A 15,000-nucleotide genomic window follows, 5' to 3' on the forward strand; every position below is an offset into this window, starting at 1 on the left:
TCCCTAATCGCTGATTATCCTACGAATCTCAATCTTGCCCGCATGCTTCGAATACAGAGGAACGTACTGGCAGCTCATGCCGAAGTCCGGCTCCTCGTAGATCATGCCGTTGCCCGCGTAGAGCACCACGTGCTCGGGAAGAAGCGGGTTGAAATTCGGATGAGAATCGAAGTACATCAAAATGAGATCGCCCGGCTTCGCTTGGGAAAGAGACGGAACGCGATACCCATTGCTGATTTGATGATAGGTATCCTCGCCCAGAACAATACCCTGTTGCTTGTAGACGTACCACGTGAACGACGAGCAATCCATCCCGCCATCTTCAGGCCACATTCCGTCCCAAACGTACGGTATGCCCAAACACGAGTGCGCCGTTCGCATCACGCGATTGATGGCATCTTGCCTGTCGACCCCTGACGCGTTACACCACACGAAAGAACCGTTCGACAGCCTGGACCCGCCGAGAGGCAAACCATACCCGAGCCGCATTGAGTAGCTCACGTAAGAACGCATGCTACTCGAGATCGCACGCTCCCCTCCGAAGTACCGTATGGCTGAAACGGAACCGGCTTGCCGGGCGACAGCGTCAACGGTAGTCGACGGAGCGTCGCCCACGAGCAGCATCACCGACCTCGACGCCCCCTGCAGCACCGACCCGGCCAGCGCGTCGTAGGGCAGCGCGCCCGACGCGAACGCGGCGCCGTCCCAGGAGAGCACCCCGTTGTCGACGGCCCAGCGCGCCACGGCCGCCGAGGTGGCGTACTGGTCCGCGCCCGCGACGCGCTCGCAGACGCCCATCGGCGAGGACGCCGCGGCGACGAGCTCGAGGAACCCGTAGGCGAAGTCGGACACGGCGGCGGGGCCCCCTACGGCGAGCACGCGGGAGAACCGGCCCTGCTCGGCGCCCTCCAGCAGCGCCCGCTTCTGGGGCTCGCGCAGGCCGGCGCCCGGCTCCACGAGGAAGATGGGGGCCTTCCTCGCGAAGGCCACGGGGGAGGCGGACAGGGCGTCTCCGAAGTGGCCGCCGGTGGCGACGATGGCCGTCGAGGCGTCCCAGAGCCCGCGCTCCAGCCCGTAGCCGTACACCTCCATCTGGGTGCCGTAGCAGTCGGCGCCGCCCAGGCGCGCCTCGAGGGCGACCCCCTTGGACGAGAGCTGGGAGACCACCGCGTCGGACACGGCGGCGGAGCCTCCCACCACCACGACGCTCCTCACCTTGAGGTCGGCGAGGGCCCGGGCGGTCGCCGGGGAGAGGCGGCCGCGCTCGGTGAACAGGATGGGGCCCTTCGAGGCCGCGAGGCCCGCGGCGGACAGCGCGTCCACCCAGGCGTCGCCCGGCCCCACGAGGATGGCGCTGGCCGAGCCGCCCGGGTAGGCGGCGCGGGCCTCGGCGGCCGCGGTCTCGAACATGTCGGCGCCCGCGTACTCGGACGTGCCGAGGGCGAGGGCCCGAGGGGGCGCCGCGACGCAAACGAGAGCCACTGCAGCCGTCAGGCAAAGCGCGAACCCAACACTGCGCAAGCAGGCAGCCACGAGCGCAAACGCCGCAGACCGATCCCTTGGTTTCGCATGCGCCTCACCTCTTCTGCGCCTTGGATCAACGCGCATGAAACAGCACCCCCGCTCGTCGCGCCCCATTAATTCCTTCGTTCAATAGTAGCATAGCCTCGAAGGCTTCCAGGCTACTCCAAGCGAAGAAAAGCAGGGTGATTCGCCACCGGAATCAACGGCGCAACGAGCCACGGTGACAGTCCGTCGCCAGAACCCCGACCCTCTGCCGCGCCGCGTGGCGCGTGCTATACTTTAGCTGTTTGATCAGCGACGATCAGGAGGAATCCCATGAAGTTCACCAACATCCTCGTGCCGTTCGACAAGTCCGACCACGCACTGCACGCGCTCACGCTGGCCAAGGGCTTGGCGGAAGAGGACCCCGCCATCAAGCTGCATGTCGTCAGCGTGGTATTCGTCTCGGACATCCCGCCCGCGCTCGGGCTCGACGCCAACCCCTACGAGAGCGCTCCCCCGCTGGTCATCCAGCCCGACCTGTACAAGAAGCTCGTCGAAGCGGCGCTCGACCGCGAGGAGAACGACATGAAGCAGGCCATCGGCGGACTGCTCGACAGCCTGCCCAACGACGTGGACATCGTGGCCGCCAACGCGCCGTCGCCCGTCGACGGGATCAACGACTTCGCGAAGGAGCACGGCTGCGACCTCATCGTCATGGGCTCGCGCGGCCTCGGCGTGCTGCGCGGCATGCTGGGCAGCGTCAGCCACGGCGTCCTGCGCTCCGCGGAGATCCCCGTCCTCGTGGCGAAGAAGGACGAGGACGGGAAGTAGCGAAGGATACGAACCGCATCCCGACGGCCCGCGTCCGTTTTCGCGCGGGCCGTCGCGCATGCCGACCCGATAAGTTGGTATACTACCTGGCTATGGAAACCAATCGACATCATACCCGCCCGCGCAAACATCTGGCTGTCGTCACGATGGGGGTGAAACTGGGCGACGAGACGCGGGGTTACACGCGCTTCCGCTTCCTGTCGGAGCTGCTCGCGCGCGAGGGCTTCGAAGTCGACCTCATCACGTCGTCGTTCCAGCATTGGGACAAGGCGCATCGCGACACGTCGAAGGCCTGCTACCAGGGCCTTCCCTACCGCGTCGTGTTCATCGACGAGCCCGGCTACACGAAGAACCTCGACCTCGCGCGCATCCGCAGCCATCGCGTCGCGGCGAAGAACCTGCGCGCGCACTTCGAGCGAACGGCCGGCGCGTACGACCTCATCTACGCGGAGATCCCGCCGAATGACGTCGCGCGCGTGTGCGCCGAAGCGGCCGACGCGCAGGGCATCCCTTTCGTGGCGGACATCAACGACCTGTGGCCCGAGGCCATGCGCATGGTCGTCGACGTGCCCGTGGTCAGCGACGTCGCCTTCTACCCGTTCTCGCGCGACGCGAAGCGCGTCTACCAGCTGCTGGCGGGCGCCGTCGGCACCTCCGACGAGTACGCGGCGCGCCCGGCGAAGGACCGCGCGAAGCCCTACCCCCAGGCCACGGTGTACGTGGGCAACGACCTGGCCGCCTTCGACGAAGGAGCCCGCGCGCACGCGCCCGAGGTGGACAAGCCGGAAGGCGAGCTGTGGGTCGCCTACGCCGGAACGCTCGGCGCCAGCTACGACGTGGCCACGCTCGTCGAGGCCGCCGCGCTGCTCGAGCGCCGACGCCTCGCACGGGCGGCGTCGAAGGACGACGACCAGGCGCCGGCCTTGCCCCCCGTGCGCGTGAAGGTGCTCGGCGACGGCCCCGACCGCGAGAAGCTCGAGGCGCTCGCGGCGCAGCTCGACGCCCCGGCGGACTTCCTGGGTTACACGGCCTACGAGCTGATGGCCGCCTACCTGTGCGCGTCCGACATCGTGGTGAACTCGCTCGTCACGTCGGCGGTTCAGAGCATCGTGACGAAGATCGGCGACTACCTGGCCAGCGGCAACCCCATGATCAACACGGGCTCGAGCCCCGAGTTCCGCGCGAAGGTGACCGCCGACGGCTTCGGCGTGAACGTCGAGGCGGAAGATGCCGAAGCGCTCGCCGACGCCATCGCCAAGCTCGCGGGGCACGCGTCGCTGCGCAAGATCATGGGCTCGAAGGCACGCGCCGTCGCCGAGAGCGAGTTCGACCAGCCCCGCGCGTATCGCGAGATCGTGGATTTGCTGCGCACGTTGCTGTGATTTTGGTTGAGCGCCTCGCCAAACCGGGCGCGGCGCGTCAAAATAGGGAGCTTGCATACGCTGATTGCGTGCGATCATGCAGGTCGCACGTCGTTTATAGGGTACCAAGGAGCAATCTTGACTGAGCAGAAACGCATTTCGTTCTCCCCGCCGGACATCACCCAGGCCGAGCTCGACGAGGTCGCCGACGCGCTGAGGAGCGGCTGGATCACCACCGGCCCGAAGACGAAGGAATTCGAGCGTGAGATCGCCCGCTTCGCGCAGGCCGACCGCGCCGCCACGTTCGCCTCGGCCACCGCGGCGCTCGAATGCGCCCTGCGCGCCATCGGCGTGGGACCCGGGGACGAAGTGATCACGAGCGCGTACACCTACACCGCCTCCTGTTCGGTCATCTGCCACGTGGGCGCGACCCCCGTGCTGTGCGACGTGGCGCCCGGCTCCTACGAGATGGACTACGACGCCCTGCCCGGCCTCGTCACCGAGCGCACGCGCGCCATCATCCCCGTCGACATCGCCGGGCGCATGGCAGACTACGAGCGCCTGTTCGCCGCGCTCGACGCCGTGCGCGACCGCTGGAAGCCCGCGACCGAGCTGCAGCGCGCCTTCGACCGCGTCATCGTCCTGGCCGACGCCGCCCACTCGTTCGGCGCGACGTATCGGGGACGTCCCTCCGGGTCGGTGGCCGACTTCACCGCCTTCTCGTTCCACGCCGTGAAGAACCTGACCACGGCCGAGGGCGGCGCGCTCGCGTGGCGCGCGGGCGCGTTCGACTCCGACGAGCTGTACCGCCAGTTCATGCTGCAATCCCTGCACGGCCAGACGAAGGACGCGCTGGCGAAGAACCGCGCGGGCGCCTGGGAGTACGACATCGCCTTCCCCGGCTGGAAGTGCAACATGACCGACATCCAGGCGGCGCTCGGGCTTGCGCAGCTGCGCCGCTACCCCGCCTCGCTCGCCCGCCGGCGCGCAATCGTCGAACGCTACGAGCGCAACCTGCGCGACCGTGACGTCGAGCTGCTGCAGCACTACGGCGAGGGCGGCGAATCGAGCGGGCACCTCATGTTCGTGCGCCTGAGGGCCAAGTCGCAGGCGTTCCGCAACGCGCTAATCGAGCGCATGGCGGACGACGGCGTGGCCACGAACGTGCACTACAAGCCGCTGCCGCTGCTCACCGCGTATCGCGATCTCGGCTTCGACATCGCCGATTTCCCGAACGCGCTCGCGCAGTTCGAGAACGAGGTGACGCTGCCGCTGCACACGCTGCTCTCCGACGACGACGTGGACTACGTGGCGGCGTCGTTCGGGCGCGCCTACGACAAGCTCGAGGCGGAGGGCGTCCGCTGATGTACGCACGGTTCGGAAAGCGCGTGTGCGACCTGGTCGTAGGGCTCGTGGCACTGCCCTTCGTGCTGATCATCATCGCGGTGCTGGCGCCGTTCATCCACTTCGAGGACAAGGGACCCGTGTTCTACAACGCGCCGCGCGTGGGGCTCGGCGGGCGCGACTTCAAGATGTACAAGCTGCGCTCGATGCGGGTGAACGCGCCCGACCTCGTCATGGAGGACGGCTCCACCTACAACGGCGCGGACGACCCCCGCATGACGCGCGTGGGCGCCTTCATGCGCAAGACGTCGCTCGACGAGATGCCGCAGTTCCTCAACGTGCTGAAAGGCGACATGAGCGTCGTGGGGCCCCGCCCCGACCTGCGCCGCGAGACGGAGCTCTACGAAGGCGACGAGCACCTCAAGCTCACCGTGAAGCCCGGTATCACCGGGTACGCCGCCGTGTACGGGCGCAACTCGCTGCCCTGGCACGACCGTTTGGCGCTCGACGTGTTCTACGTGCGCAACGTTTCCTTCCCGCTCGACGTGAAGGTGTTCTTCAAGACGTTCTCCGCAGTATTCAACCAGGAAGGCGTGTTCGTGGAGGACGATGCGTCGGCGAAGTAACGGTCGGCTAACGTGACCCCTTCCGACCCGCCGCGCACGGCTCCCACCCTCTATCATGAACGTGCGCCGCGCAACGCAGGCGTACGACGGGAGAGCATGCAGGAGAGTGAGATCATGACGAACGAATTGAACGCAAAGCTTGCACAGTACGGCATCGACTATGCGGAGGCGATGGAGCGCTTCGGCGGCAACGAGGCCCTGTTCGTTCGTCTCGCCTCGAAGTACGCGAACGATCCGCATTTCGACCGGTTGGAAGCCGCGATGGCCTCCGGCGATACCGCCGCGGCCGAGCGCGAGGCCCATTCCCTCAAGGGCGTCGCGGGCAACTTGTCGTTCGTGCGCCTCTACGACCTGGCCGCGCGCATCACCGATGCGCTGCGCGCCGACGATCTGGACAGCGCACGCGCCCTCATGCCCGAACTCCGCGAGAGCCACGAAGCCGTGGTCGAAGCCCTGGCGATCCTGCAGGGGTAGACGCGACAAGCGTTCCTGCCGCTCCTTCTAGTACTTCCACTTCGCCAGCAGGCGTTGCTTCTCGTCCGGATCGGTGATACCCGTCATGTCGGCATACACGATATCGGTCGGATAGTTCGGAATCTCGGCTTTGAAGTCGATGAGAACCTGATCGGGCACGTACGTTTCGTTGTCGATCTTCACGCCTTCGGTGGCGAGCCACTCGAACACTTCGTGGACGACGGCGTTATCCTCCCGACCTTGGACGATGCCCAAGCCGTACACGGCCCAGGGGGCACCCTCCTCGAAGAACAGCACCCGCAGCGGCACGCCTTGGTTGATCTCGGAAACGGTCTGGAAGGTCATTCCCAGGCCGATGGCGGCTTCGCCTTGCACGAGCGCATTCACCGGGCCCGACCCTGAGGAGGTGAATTGGTACACGTTCTCAGCCAGGCGATCGAAGTACGCAAACGCTTCATCCTCACCCCAGGCGTTCACCAGGCTCTTGACGAAATTGTACCCCGTGCCCGATGACTTGGGGTTCGGCATGGTCACCAGGCCGCGAAACGCAGGATCGGTCAGATCCTCGTAGCAACGGGGCGCGGTGAGGCCGCGCTCGGAAAACGCCGCCTCGTTAATCGCGATGCAAGCGCTTTCACGCGAAAACGGAAAGAAGCGGTTATCGGCATCCACCAGGTCGGCGCAATAGCGGGATGCATCCGATGCCGGAAGCTCCTCGAATTGATCCGACACCTGTTTAAGGTAACCGCCTTCAAGGCCCAAAACGATATCGGCTTCGGATTGCGCTCCTTCCATCTTGAGCTTCGCCGCGCAGTTGCCCGTGGGAATGTAGCGCAAACGAATGTCGTAGGCGGGAAACCGATCATGCATCGCCGCAAGCAGCGACTCGTTGCGCACGCCCTCGGCACACGAGTACATGACGACCGTGTTCTCGGATCGTCCCGAACACCCCGGCAGAGCCAAGGCGCATGCCGCACCCAGCGCGCCGAGCAAGAATTCTTTTCGCGTCAACTGAAGCATCGCGTCAAGGTCGCACGCACTCCGACCCCCTCTCACCACCTTTGCTCTTCTCGATTTTGACCATATGAAACAAGAGAATCGTTTGTACAATTCTTAGTGTTTACTTATATTTATGAACGCAAAATATACCTATTTACGATCATCATCCCTTTTCGGAATGTAAAGATCATATCAAGTGTGTTCAATAATGTAAATTGAATATAGTAATTGAACATAAAACAAAGCACCCCTTCTCCCATTGGCCACGATGGGGGAAGGGGTGCTTCGACGATCCGGATTGTTTTTCTAGTTTTCGGCTTCTGCCCTATCGATCCGCTCGAGTTCCTCAGCCTTCTTCACGGCAAGCAAGCTTGCGAACACGACGGCACACACACCCGCCGACAGCTTCCCTACAAGCACCGGCACGATCAGCGTCGGTTGGAAGTTCGCCGTGAACGACAGATGATCGCCGAACAGAAACGCGCAGCACACGGCAAACGACATGACCAGCACCTTGTCGCGCGCCTTGAGGTCTTTCACCATCGACAGCGCCGCAAGCACGTTCGCCGAGGCGGCCAGCAAGCCAGCGGTTGCATCCGAACTCAGCCCCACCGCGCCGCCGATTTTGGCGAGTGGCTTCGCAAGATAGCGCTTGATGAGGTACACCATGGGAAACGCGCCGCACAACATCATGCCGATAGCACCCGACACCTCGAGCGCTCGGAAGATATCCTCCTCGTCGGCGATGATAGGATCGAACCCGAAGGAGCCGAAGACCGTGGTGAAGATGCCCGTGAAGTATTCGATAACCGCCAGCACGAACACGATTTTGAGCGTCGCTTCCATCACGCGACCGAATACGATGAACCCCTTGATCATGGCGTCGGGCTTGAACTTGAGCCCCAATGCCAGCGCAACGCATATGATGATCAGCGGCACGAGGTTGACGCCGATCTGGGCGAAGCTCAACGCAAGCTGATAGGTCGCTTCGGCGTTCGTCGATACGACCTCCCGGATAACCGGGTGCGAAAGCGCGATGATGACGCTCGCAACGAGCACGCCGATAGGAATCGCGAGAAGGCCGCTCATCACTCCGAGCGCCAAGTACTTCCGATCGCGTTTCTCGAGCATCTTCAGCGCCACCGGTATCGTGAAAACGATGGTTGCGCCCGCCATATACCCGGTCATCATCGCCATGATCCAGCTCTCACGCGTCTGCGCAAGCGCGTCCGCCAGCTGGTATCCGCCCATGTCGATGGCGATGAACGTCGTCGCCGCCATGGCTGGGTCGGCGCCGAGCGCCCCGTACGCCGGCCCGAAGACCGTGCTCACGAACGCCGTCAGATAAGGAGCCGATGCCATGATGCCCGCTACGGGAAGGAAGATGGGGCCGATGGAGTCGATGCCGGCCACGAATTGCCGGCCGAGCTCGCTCTCCGGCTTGATGGCCGATGCGACGGCGCCCGCCAATGCACACGCCATGATGATGTACACCACGGCCGTTCCGATCATCTCCATCTCGACTACCTCTCGTCTTCGTAGAGCGCAAGCGCTTTGGCCGAATACGTCTTGGCGTATCGGTACCACAGGTACAACCACTCTCCCACCGAATCGCCTGCAGCCTCTTTATACAAGGCCCAGATGAACCAGTGGTAGGCGGCAAGCGCCACGAAAGCGATGCAATGGCGGTATTCCTCGGCGGTCAATGCCCGCTGGAAGTACGTCTCGAGCACGCGATCCGCCTCGTCCTCGTCGTAGTCGGAGCAGCAGATGAACACGCCGAGATCGGAAGCGTAATCCGACATCGCCGAATACTCCCAGTCGATAAGGTACATCGCCTCTTCGGATACGAGGAAGTTCGGGTTGTAAAAATCGTTGTGGCACAGGCATGGCGCAACGCCATCCCTCTTCACCAAGGCGTCGAGGCGCGCCGCGCGATCGCGCAGGGGCTCGTAATCCGGGAACGACGGATAGGAACGCGCACCGAGCAGCGCCATCATGGACTGGGCTTTCTCGAACAGGTCGTACGTCCACTGCGACGTCTCGCCGCTCTGGTGCAAACGGCGGATCAGGTCCATAGCCTGCTCGACATGGCTCCCGTCGTGGTAATCGAACGGCTTGCAATCCTTCACGAAGCGCGACACCTTCCAACCTTTCCGGGTATCTTGAAAGATGAACGTGTCATCGATGCCGAGCTTTTTGGCGACAGCCTGGGAGTACGCCTCGCTTCGTCGGTTGATGATCTCGTCCGTGCCGGGACCGGGGTGCCGATATACGTACGAAGCACCGTCGACCGAGAATCTGAAGGAAAGGTTGGTGAGGCCTTCCTTGATCGGCACGATGCCCTCGACGCGGTCGCGCGTGCAACCGAGCACGTCGCAGATGTTGTCGAGGATCTCCGAGTCGACGTTCGTCAGGAAATCCTGGTCAAACTGCTTAAGATCGGAAAGGGAATCGAATTCGTAGATGACACCCGGTCCGTAGGAGCGCAACACCATGCGCAGATCTTTCACATGGTCGCGAAACAGGTCCTCCCAAAGCTTGGGCGCCGTCTCGGGCCAATCGTATTCGTTCTCGAGAATGGCCGAGAACGCGCTGGAGAACGCGCGATCAAAGTACGCGTGCCCGAGCATGCCGAACGCATCGGCGCCGCCGACGGTAACGCCGATGATTCGCCCATCGCGTGCCGTCTTCATGCAGTACTCGTCGGTGGGACCCTCGAAATACATGCCCGCATAGTACGCTTCGTACACGTACGGCTCGAAAACGTTCTCGGTGAAGTAATCGTCGGACGAGCAGATGTAGGTATTGCCCAGCTGCTCCCGAACGAGCATGAGGGTGGAATTGTTGTTGCGAGCGACGTACTCCTCGTTCACGCGGATGGTCACCCCGTACAGATCCTCAAGATAGAAGAACGCTTCCTTCATATAGCCGACCACCACCGTGATGTCGTCGATACCGGCGGCTTTGAGCTGGCGGATCTGCCGCTCGATCAGCACTTCGCCCCGCACGTTGAGCACGCCCTTGGGCTTCTCGTAAGAGAGCGGCGCAAAGCGCGAGGACAGTCCCGCAGCCATGATGATAGCGTTCTCTACTTTGTACGGCTGCAAGGCGCGATAACCCTCCGCCGTGACGTAGAACCCGTCCATGAGCCCACGATCGCGCAGCGTCTGGCACAATCGGTTGACCGTGCCGAGCGAAAGCCCTGACGCATCGGCCAAGGCGCGCTGCGTGTACACGCCTTCGTCCATCGACGCGACTAGGGTTTTGAACTCGTTCTTCTCCAGCGACACGACGATCCTCCCGTTGATCCGCATACTGTCTTATAGTCCGGGAGGAATTCTAACCGCAATGTTCATTTTTGTAAAGAAAAAGTAAATAATGAACGACTATTCTGTTATTACGCTAATTTGTACCTCATATTTGATCAATTTTTCAAATTGAAAACCAAATTTGAAACATGATGCACCTATTCGACTACATAGGACCTATCGAGCTGCTGCAGTTCGCGGTACGTGTCGATCTCGATCACATCGTCGAACGTGCACTCGCGCACCGACACCTCGTAGTTGCGCGCGAAGTAGCGCAGCGCCACCTCGTCCCAGTACCGCTCCTTGCCGCCCGGCATGGCGAACGTGGCCGGCACGTCGTCGGCGAGCTTTCTGCCGTCCTCTTCGGTCCAATAGGAGATACCGAACATGTGGTGGCAGTCCGTTCCGCCCACCGTGAGCCCCGTGATCACGCCGCGGCGCGTCTGAAAGCACCAGTCGTCGGTAACCGGCACCGGCACACCCAGGTAGTTCGACGAATACTGGTACTTCGTGATGAGTTTCGGGTTGTACAGCAGCAGGTCGGACTCGAACACGTAGGCGTTCTGCAGCAGATCCTTCGCCGCCACGGCCGAAGAGATGTTGTTCGCCTCGTTGTAGAAGGGGTTCTCGATGAACTTCACGTGGGGGTACTTGTACAGCAACTGATCGAACTGCTCGGCAAGGTACCCGCGCACCACGTACACCTCCTCGATGCCCGCGGCGGACACCGCATCGAGCAGCGAGTCGATGATGCGCTGGCCCCGCACGCGAATGAGCGGCTTGGGCGTGTTCAGCGTGATGGGAACCAAGCGGGAGCCGAACCCGGCTGCGATGAGCACCGCGCGCTTGACGCGATACGGCTCGAGCGCTTCCAGGCCCGCCGCCGACAGCATGCCCTCGCGCACGAAGCCCCGCTCGTGCAGGTCGGCCATCGCGCGGTTGACCGTGCCTACGGACAGATCGGCAGCCGCGGCGATCTCGCGCTGCGTCAGCGACTCGCTCACACGCGCCTCAAGCGCGGTCAGTATTTTGAAATCCTTCACATCGAGCGAACGGGACATGAGCGAACCTTTCCTCATTTGGCAAGCACCTTGTTCGCTAAGCCGCCGAAGCGGAGGGCGAACCGGCACGGTTGATAGCTTTCTTCACGCCCGCAAGCACCAGCTTGAAGGCAATGTTGGTGAGCAGGATGATCAACGACACGAACGCGGCGCACTCCGTCAGACGTTGCGCATCGAGGTCGGTGATCAGCAACGCGAGCGGCATGTCGAGCGTCGTGGACAAGAACGCCACGGCGGAAATGGTAACCATGCAGTTTACGAAGAAGTAGCCCACCATCTCGATGATGGTGCCCGTCGTCTGCGGGATGAGAACGTCCTTCAAGATGCTCCCCCGCCCGATCCCCATCGTGGAGCCGACCGCTTCCAGGTTCTCGTTCACCTTGCCCAGCGAATTGTAAGCCATGAGGTACGGCGAGGCGAAGAAGTGGACGAGGTTGACCAAGATCAGGATGGCGAACGTGCCGTACAGAAGGGAACCCTTGAAGAACAGCACGTACGACAAACCCAGCACGATACCGGGGATGGCGAGCGTCGTGATGCAGACGAGGTGCAGCATCTTCGCAAAACGACCGCCCAAGCGAGCCGTCACATATGCCGCGAAATACGCAAGCGTTGTGCCGATGAGCGCAACAGCGCAGGCGATGATGATCGAATTGATCCAGTAATCGCCCACATTCATGTTGAGCGCACGGCCCACGTTGTCGAACGTCGCCGTCAAATCCACCGGATACTTCCGCACGAACGATACGAGCACGAACGATCCGAGCGGGAGGAGGATGGCCACCGATGCCACGATGCCGGCGACGTAGCCGATCGCGTCGCGCGCCACATTGCGCTTGATATCGAACGCTTTGGACACGAACGACGACTTCCCCTTGTCGGCATTGAGCACGTCGACGAGGAACGCCACCACGGCCGGTATGAGCAGCACGAAGCCGATAGCCACGCCCGTGTTGTAATTCAGCAGGCCGATAACCTCCTGGTACATGAGCACCGGCAGCGTCGTGGTCTTGCCGCCCACCATGAGCGGTACGCCGTAGTCGGTCACCACGAGCGTGAAAGTGGCGAACACGGCCGAGATGAGCGGCTTGCGCAGATACGGCAGCGTGATGCTGAGGAACTGGTTGACCTTCGGGATTCCCAGGACATCGGCGGCCTCGTACGGCGATGCGTCTTCGTACTTGAGCACGTCGTACAGCAACAAGAACGCCGAGGGGAACGAGTACAGCACCGAACCCATCACGATGCCCCAGAACCCATACAGCGAAAAATCGAGCCCAAGCGCGTTCGTGATGACCCCGTTCGATCCGAGCAAGAACACCAGTCCCATGCCGAGCGCGAGCGAAGGGATGAGCATAGGGAGCGTCATGACGACGGCGATGACGCCCTTGGCGCGTATGTTCGTGCGGCAGAGCACCCACGACATCGCCAGCGCGAGCGCCAGCGAGATGACCGTCGAAGTAAGCGACACGCCGATGGAGTTGAGGCAGGCGGTCTTGAACTGCTCCGTGCCGAACACCTCGGACGCCCCCGGACTCGCCAGTTGCGAGAACATCCCCAGCAAAGGCAGCACGGCAGCAAAGAGGAAGAAGGCAGCAAGAACCACTCGAGTGAGATTGAACGTACCCTTTCGCTTCACGAGCCGCCTACCGATCCATGAATCGCGCAAGCGAGTCCATTTTGATGTTGAGGTTCTTCACCACGAAGTCGGCAACGTAGTCGTCGGCCGGGTTGGCGATGATCTCCTCGGGCGCGGCCAGCTGATGGATGCTGCCCTCCCCCATCACCATCACGCGGTCGGACAGCGCGAACGCCTCCTCCTGGTCGTGCGTGATGTACACCATCGTCGTGCCGAACTCCCGCTGGATGCGCTTGAGCTCGAGGCGCAGCGACAGGCGCGTTTCCACGTCGAGCGCGCTCATGGGCTCATCGAACAGGATGACCTCGGGATTGAGCGCCAGCGTGCGGGCGATGGACACGCGCTGCTGCTGGCCGCCCGACAGCTGCCGCACGCTCTTGTCGAGGTGCTCCGCAAGGCCGAGCTGCTCGAGCACGCGCTGGGCGATCTCGCGCCGACGGGCCTTCAGATCGGGCTTGAACTTCAAGGCGTACTCAACGTTGCCGCGCACCGTCATGTTCTCGAACAGGGCGTAATTCTGGAACACGATGCCCATGCCGCGCGCGTCGGGCGACGCCGTCGTGATGTCGCGCCCGTCGAGGGCGATCAAGCCCTCGTCGGGTGCCAGCAGACCGATGAGAATGCGCAACGTGGTCGTCTTACCGCACCCCGAAGGTCCCAGGATGGAAAGGAATTCGCCATCCCGCACATCGAAATCGAGACCGTGCAGGACCTCGGATCCCTCGAAACGCTTAACTAAGCCGCTGATGCGAAGTTTCGGCTCGTCCGCAAGCGTCTCGCGATTTGACGTCGTGTCGACCATCGTGTGTTCCTGTTCGCTCGTCATCAGTACTTCCACTTCCCTAGCAACCGCTTTTTCTCGTCGATGTCGAACACGCCTTCCATGTCCGCGTAGTGCGTATCCTGCGGGTAGTTCGGGATCTCGGTATGTTGATCGACGAACACCTTGTCCGGGACGAACTCCTGCTTGTCCAGCAGGATGCCCGTGCTGAACATCCAATCCATAACGGCTCGCACCGCCGGCTTATCCTGCTTGCCGTCGACCACCGCCACGCCGTTCATCGTCCAAGGCGAGCCCTCCTCGAAGAACCGCACCTCGATGGGCACGCCCTTGTTGATCTCGGACACCGCTTGGTAGGTGAGACCGAACCCGATCAACGCCTCTCCTTGCACAAGCGCGTTGACCGGCCCCGATCCCGACGACGAGAACTGGTACACGTTCTCGGCCAGCTTGTCAAAGTACTCGAAGGCCGCATCCTCGCCCCGCGTGTTCACAAGACTCTTAACGAAGTTGTAGCCCGTACCGGAAGATTTCGGATTCGCCATCGTGATGAGCCCACGGTACGTTGGATCGAGCAGATCGTCGTACGTCTCGGGGATGGCGATGCCGCGAGCGGTCAGCTCCCCGACGTTCATGGCAACGCATGCGCTCTCGCGCCTGAAGGGAAGGTAGGTACTCGAGCCATCGAGCAGATCGTCTTCGAACACTTCGAAATCGTACGAGGTCAGCTTCGCCAGGCTCGGTTGAATCTGCCTGAGGTAACCGCCCTCGAGCATGAGAACGATATCGGCCTCGCTCGACGTACCCTCGTTCTGGAGCTTCGCCGCGCACGTGCCGGTCGACACGTAGTGCAAGCGGATATCGTACTGCGGCAGATCGCGATGCATGGCCTCGAGCAGCACCTCGTTCGCCTCGCCCTCGCCGCACGAGTAGATCACCACGGTGTTATCGCTCGCGGAGCTGCATCCCGACAAGGCAAGCGACGCAGCCGCACCCGCCGCAACCGCCAAAAACGATCGCCGGGTCATCACAAGGGGCATGCACATTCCTCGCTTCGCAATAGAATC

13 protein-coding genes are annotated in these 15,000 nt (G+C 62.6%); 5 read left to right on the top strand and 8 right to left on the bottom strand.

The genetic code is table 11. The annotated features are described in order from the left end of the window. Positions 1-3 precede the first annotated feature (3 nt). The gene (locus H8S61_RS04510) at positions 4-1,638 is read right to left on the bottom strand and encodes a cell wall-binding repeat-containing protein (RefSeq protein ID WP_366457815.1); all 1,635 of its coding nucleotides are present in this window, start codon (positions 1,636-1,638) and stop codon (positions 4-6) included. A gap of 201 nt (positions 1,639-1,839) precedes the next feature. Here H8S61_RS04510 and H8S61_RS04515 point away from each other — a divergent pair, with 201 nt between their 5' ends. From H8S61_RS04515 to H8S61_RS04535, 5 genes are all read left to right on the top strand, one after another. Then, the gene (locus H8S61_RS04515) at positions 1,840-2,337 is read left to right on the top strand and encodes a universal stress protein (RefSeq protein ID WP_186938079.1); all 498 of its coding nucleotides are present in this window, start codon (positions 1,840-1,842) and stop codon (positions 2,335-2,337) included. 146 nt (positions 2,338-2,483) lie between these two features. Further along, on the top strand, positions 2,484-3,719 hold the full coding sequence (locus H8S61_RS04520) for a glycosyltransferase (protein ID WP_255466419.1): 1,236 nt from the start codon (positions 2,484-2,486) through the stop codon (positions 3,717-3,719). Positions 3,720-3,836: 117 nt separating this feature from the next. After that, on the top strand, positions 3,837-5,063 hold the full coding sequence (locus H8S61_RS04525; RefSeq protein ID WP_160943317.1) for a DegT/DnrJ/EryC1/StrS family aminotransferase: 1,227 nt from the start codon (positions 3,837-3,839) through the stop codon (positions 5,061-5,063). Then, the gene (locus H8S61_RS04530; RefSeq protein ID WP_186938081.1) at positions 5,063-5,668 is read left to right on the top strand and encodes a sugar transferase; all 606 of its coding nucleotides are present in this window, start codon (positions 5,063-5,065) and stop codon (positions 5,666-5,668) included. Before H8S61_RS04525 ends, H8S61_RS04530 begins: the two co-directional genes overlap by 1 nt. 12 nt (positions 5,669-5,680) lie before the next feature. Next, complete coding sequence (locus H8S61_RS04535; RefSeq protein WP_244977524.1) at positions 5,681-6,142, top strand: Hpt domain-containing protein; 462 nt, start codon at positions 5,681-5,683, stop codon at positions 6,140-6,142. Between the two features lie 27 nt (positions 6,143-6,169). On the opposite strand, the gene H8S61_RS04540 is transcribed toward H8S61_RS04535, so the two are convergent. From H8S61_RS04540 to H8S61_RS04570, 7 genes are all read right to left on the bottom strand, one after another. Beyond that, positions 6,170-7,135 (bottom strand): extracellular solute-binding protein, encoded by a 966-nt coding sequence (locus H8S61_RS04540; protein ID WP_255466420.1) that lies wholly within the window; start codon positions 7,133-7,135, stop codon positions 6,170-6,172. 312 nt (positions 7,136-7,447) lie between these two features. Beyond that, complete coding sequence (gene eutH, locus H8S61_RS04545; RefSeq protein ID WP_186938082.1) at positions 7,448-8,659, bottom strand: ethanolamine utilization protein EutH; 1,212 nt, start codon at positions 8,657-8,659, stop codon at positions 7,448-7,450. Between the two features lie 5 nt (positions 8,660-8,664). Continuing rightward, complete coding sequence (locus H8S61_RS04550; protein WP_186938083.1) at positions 8,665-10,434, bottom strand: phosphotransferase; 1,770 nt, start codon at positions 10,432-10,434, stop codon at positions 8,665-8,667. A 176-nt stretch (positions 10,435-10,610) separates the two neighbouring features. Next, positions 10,611-11,513 (bottom strand): sugar phosphate nucleotidyltransferase, encoded by a 903-nt coding sequence (locus tag H8S61_RS04555; RefSeq protein ID WP_160943312.1) that lies wholly within the window; start codon positions 11,511-11,513, stop codon positions 10,611-10,613. A 37-nt stretch (positions 11,514-11,550) separates the two neighbouring features. Then, positions 11,551-13,032 carry an ABC transporter permease subunit gene (locus H8S61_RS04560; protein ID WP_366457819.1) on the bottom strand — a complete coding sequence of 494 codons (1,482 nt, stop codon included), beginning with the start codon at positions 13,030-13,032 and terminating at the stop codon, positions 11,551-11,553. A gap of 127 nt (positions 13,033-13,159) precedes the next feature. Next, the gene (locus H8S61_RS04565; protein ID WP_229079676.1) at positions 13,160-13,978 is read right to left on the bottom strand and encodes an ABC transporter ATP-binding protein; all 819 of its coding nucleotides are present in this window, start codon (positions 13,976-13,978) and stop codon (positions 13,160-13,162) included. After that, positions 13,978-14,973: an extracellular solute-binding protein gene (locus tag H8S61_RS04570; RefSeq protein WP_015760903.1), complete on the bottom strand. Its 996-nt coding sequence runs from the start codon at positions 14,971-14,973 to the stop codon at positions 13,978-13,980. Before H8S61_RS04570 ends, H8S61_RS04565 begins: the two co-directional genes overlap by 1 nt. Between the last annotated feature and the right edge of the window lie 27 nt (positions 14,974-15,000).

This window comes from Eggerthella hominis (genome assembly GCF_014287365.1).
Taxonomy (GTDB): domain Bacteria; phylum Actinomycetota; class Coriobacteriia; order Coriobacteriales; family Eggerthellaceae; genus Eggerthella; species Eggerthella guodeyinii.

Excerpts from the sequence above, each read along its gene's own strand:
- H8S61_RS04510 (WP_366457815.1), bottom strand. The coding sequence starts at position 1,638 with ATGGGGCGCGACGAGCGGGGGTGCTGTTTCATGCGCGTTGATCCAAGG.
- H8S61_RS04515 (WP_186938079.1), top strand. The coding sequence starts at position 1,840 with ATGAAGTTCACCAACATCCTCGTGCCGTTCGACAAGTCCGACCACGCA.
- H8S61_RS04520 (WP_255466419.1), top strand. The coding sequence starts at position 2,484 with ATGGGGGTGAAACTGGGCGACGAGACGCGGGGTTACACGCGCTTCCGC.
- H8S61_RS04530 (WP_186938081.1), top strand. The coding sequence starts at position 5,063 with ATGTACGCACGGTTCGGAAAGCGCGTGTGCGACCTGGTCGTAGGGCTC.
- eutH (WP_186938082.1), bottom strand. The coding sequence starts at position 8,659 with ATGGAGATGATCGGAACGGCCGTGGTGTACATCATCATGGCGTGTGCA.
- H8S61_RS04555 (WP_160943312.1), bottom strand. The coding sequence starts at position 11,513 with ATGTCCCGTTCGCTCGATGTGAAGGATTTCAAAATACTGACCGCGCTT.
- H8S61_RS04565 (WP_229079676.1), bottom strand. The coding sequence starts at position 13,978 with ATGACGAGCGAACAGGAACACACGATGGTCGACACGACGTCAAATCGC.
- H8S61_RS04570 (WP_015760903.1), bottom strand. The coding sequence starts at position 14,973 with ATGCCCCTTGTGATGACCCGGCGATCGTTTTTGGCGGTTGCGGCGGGT.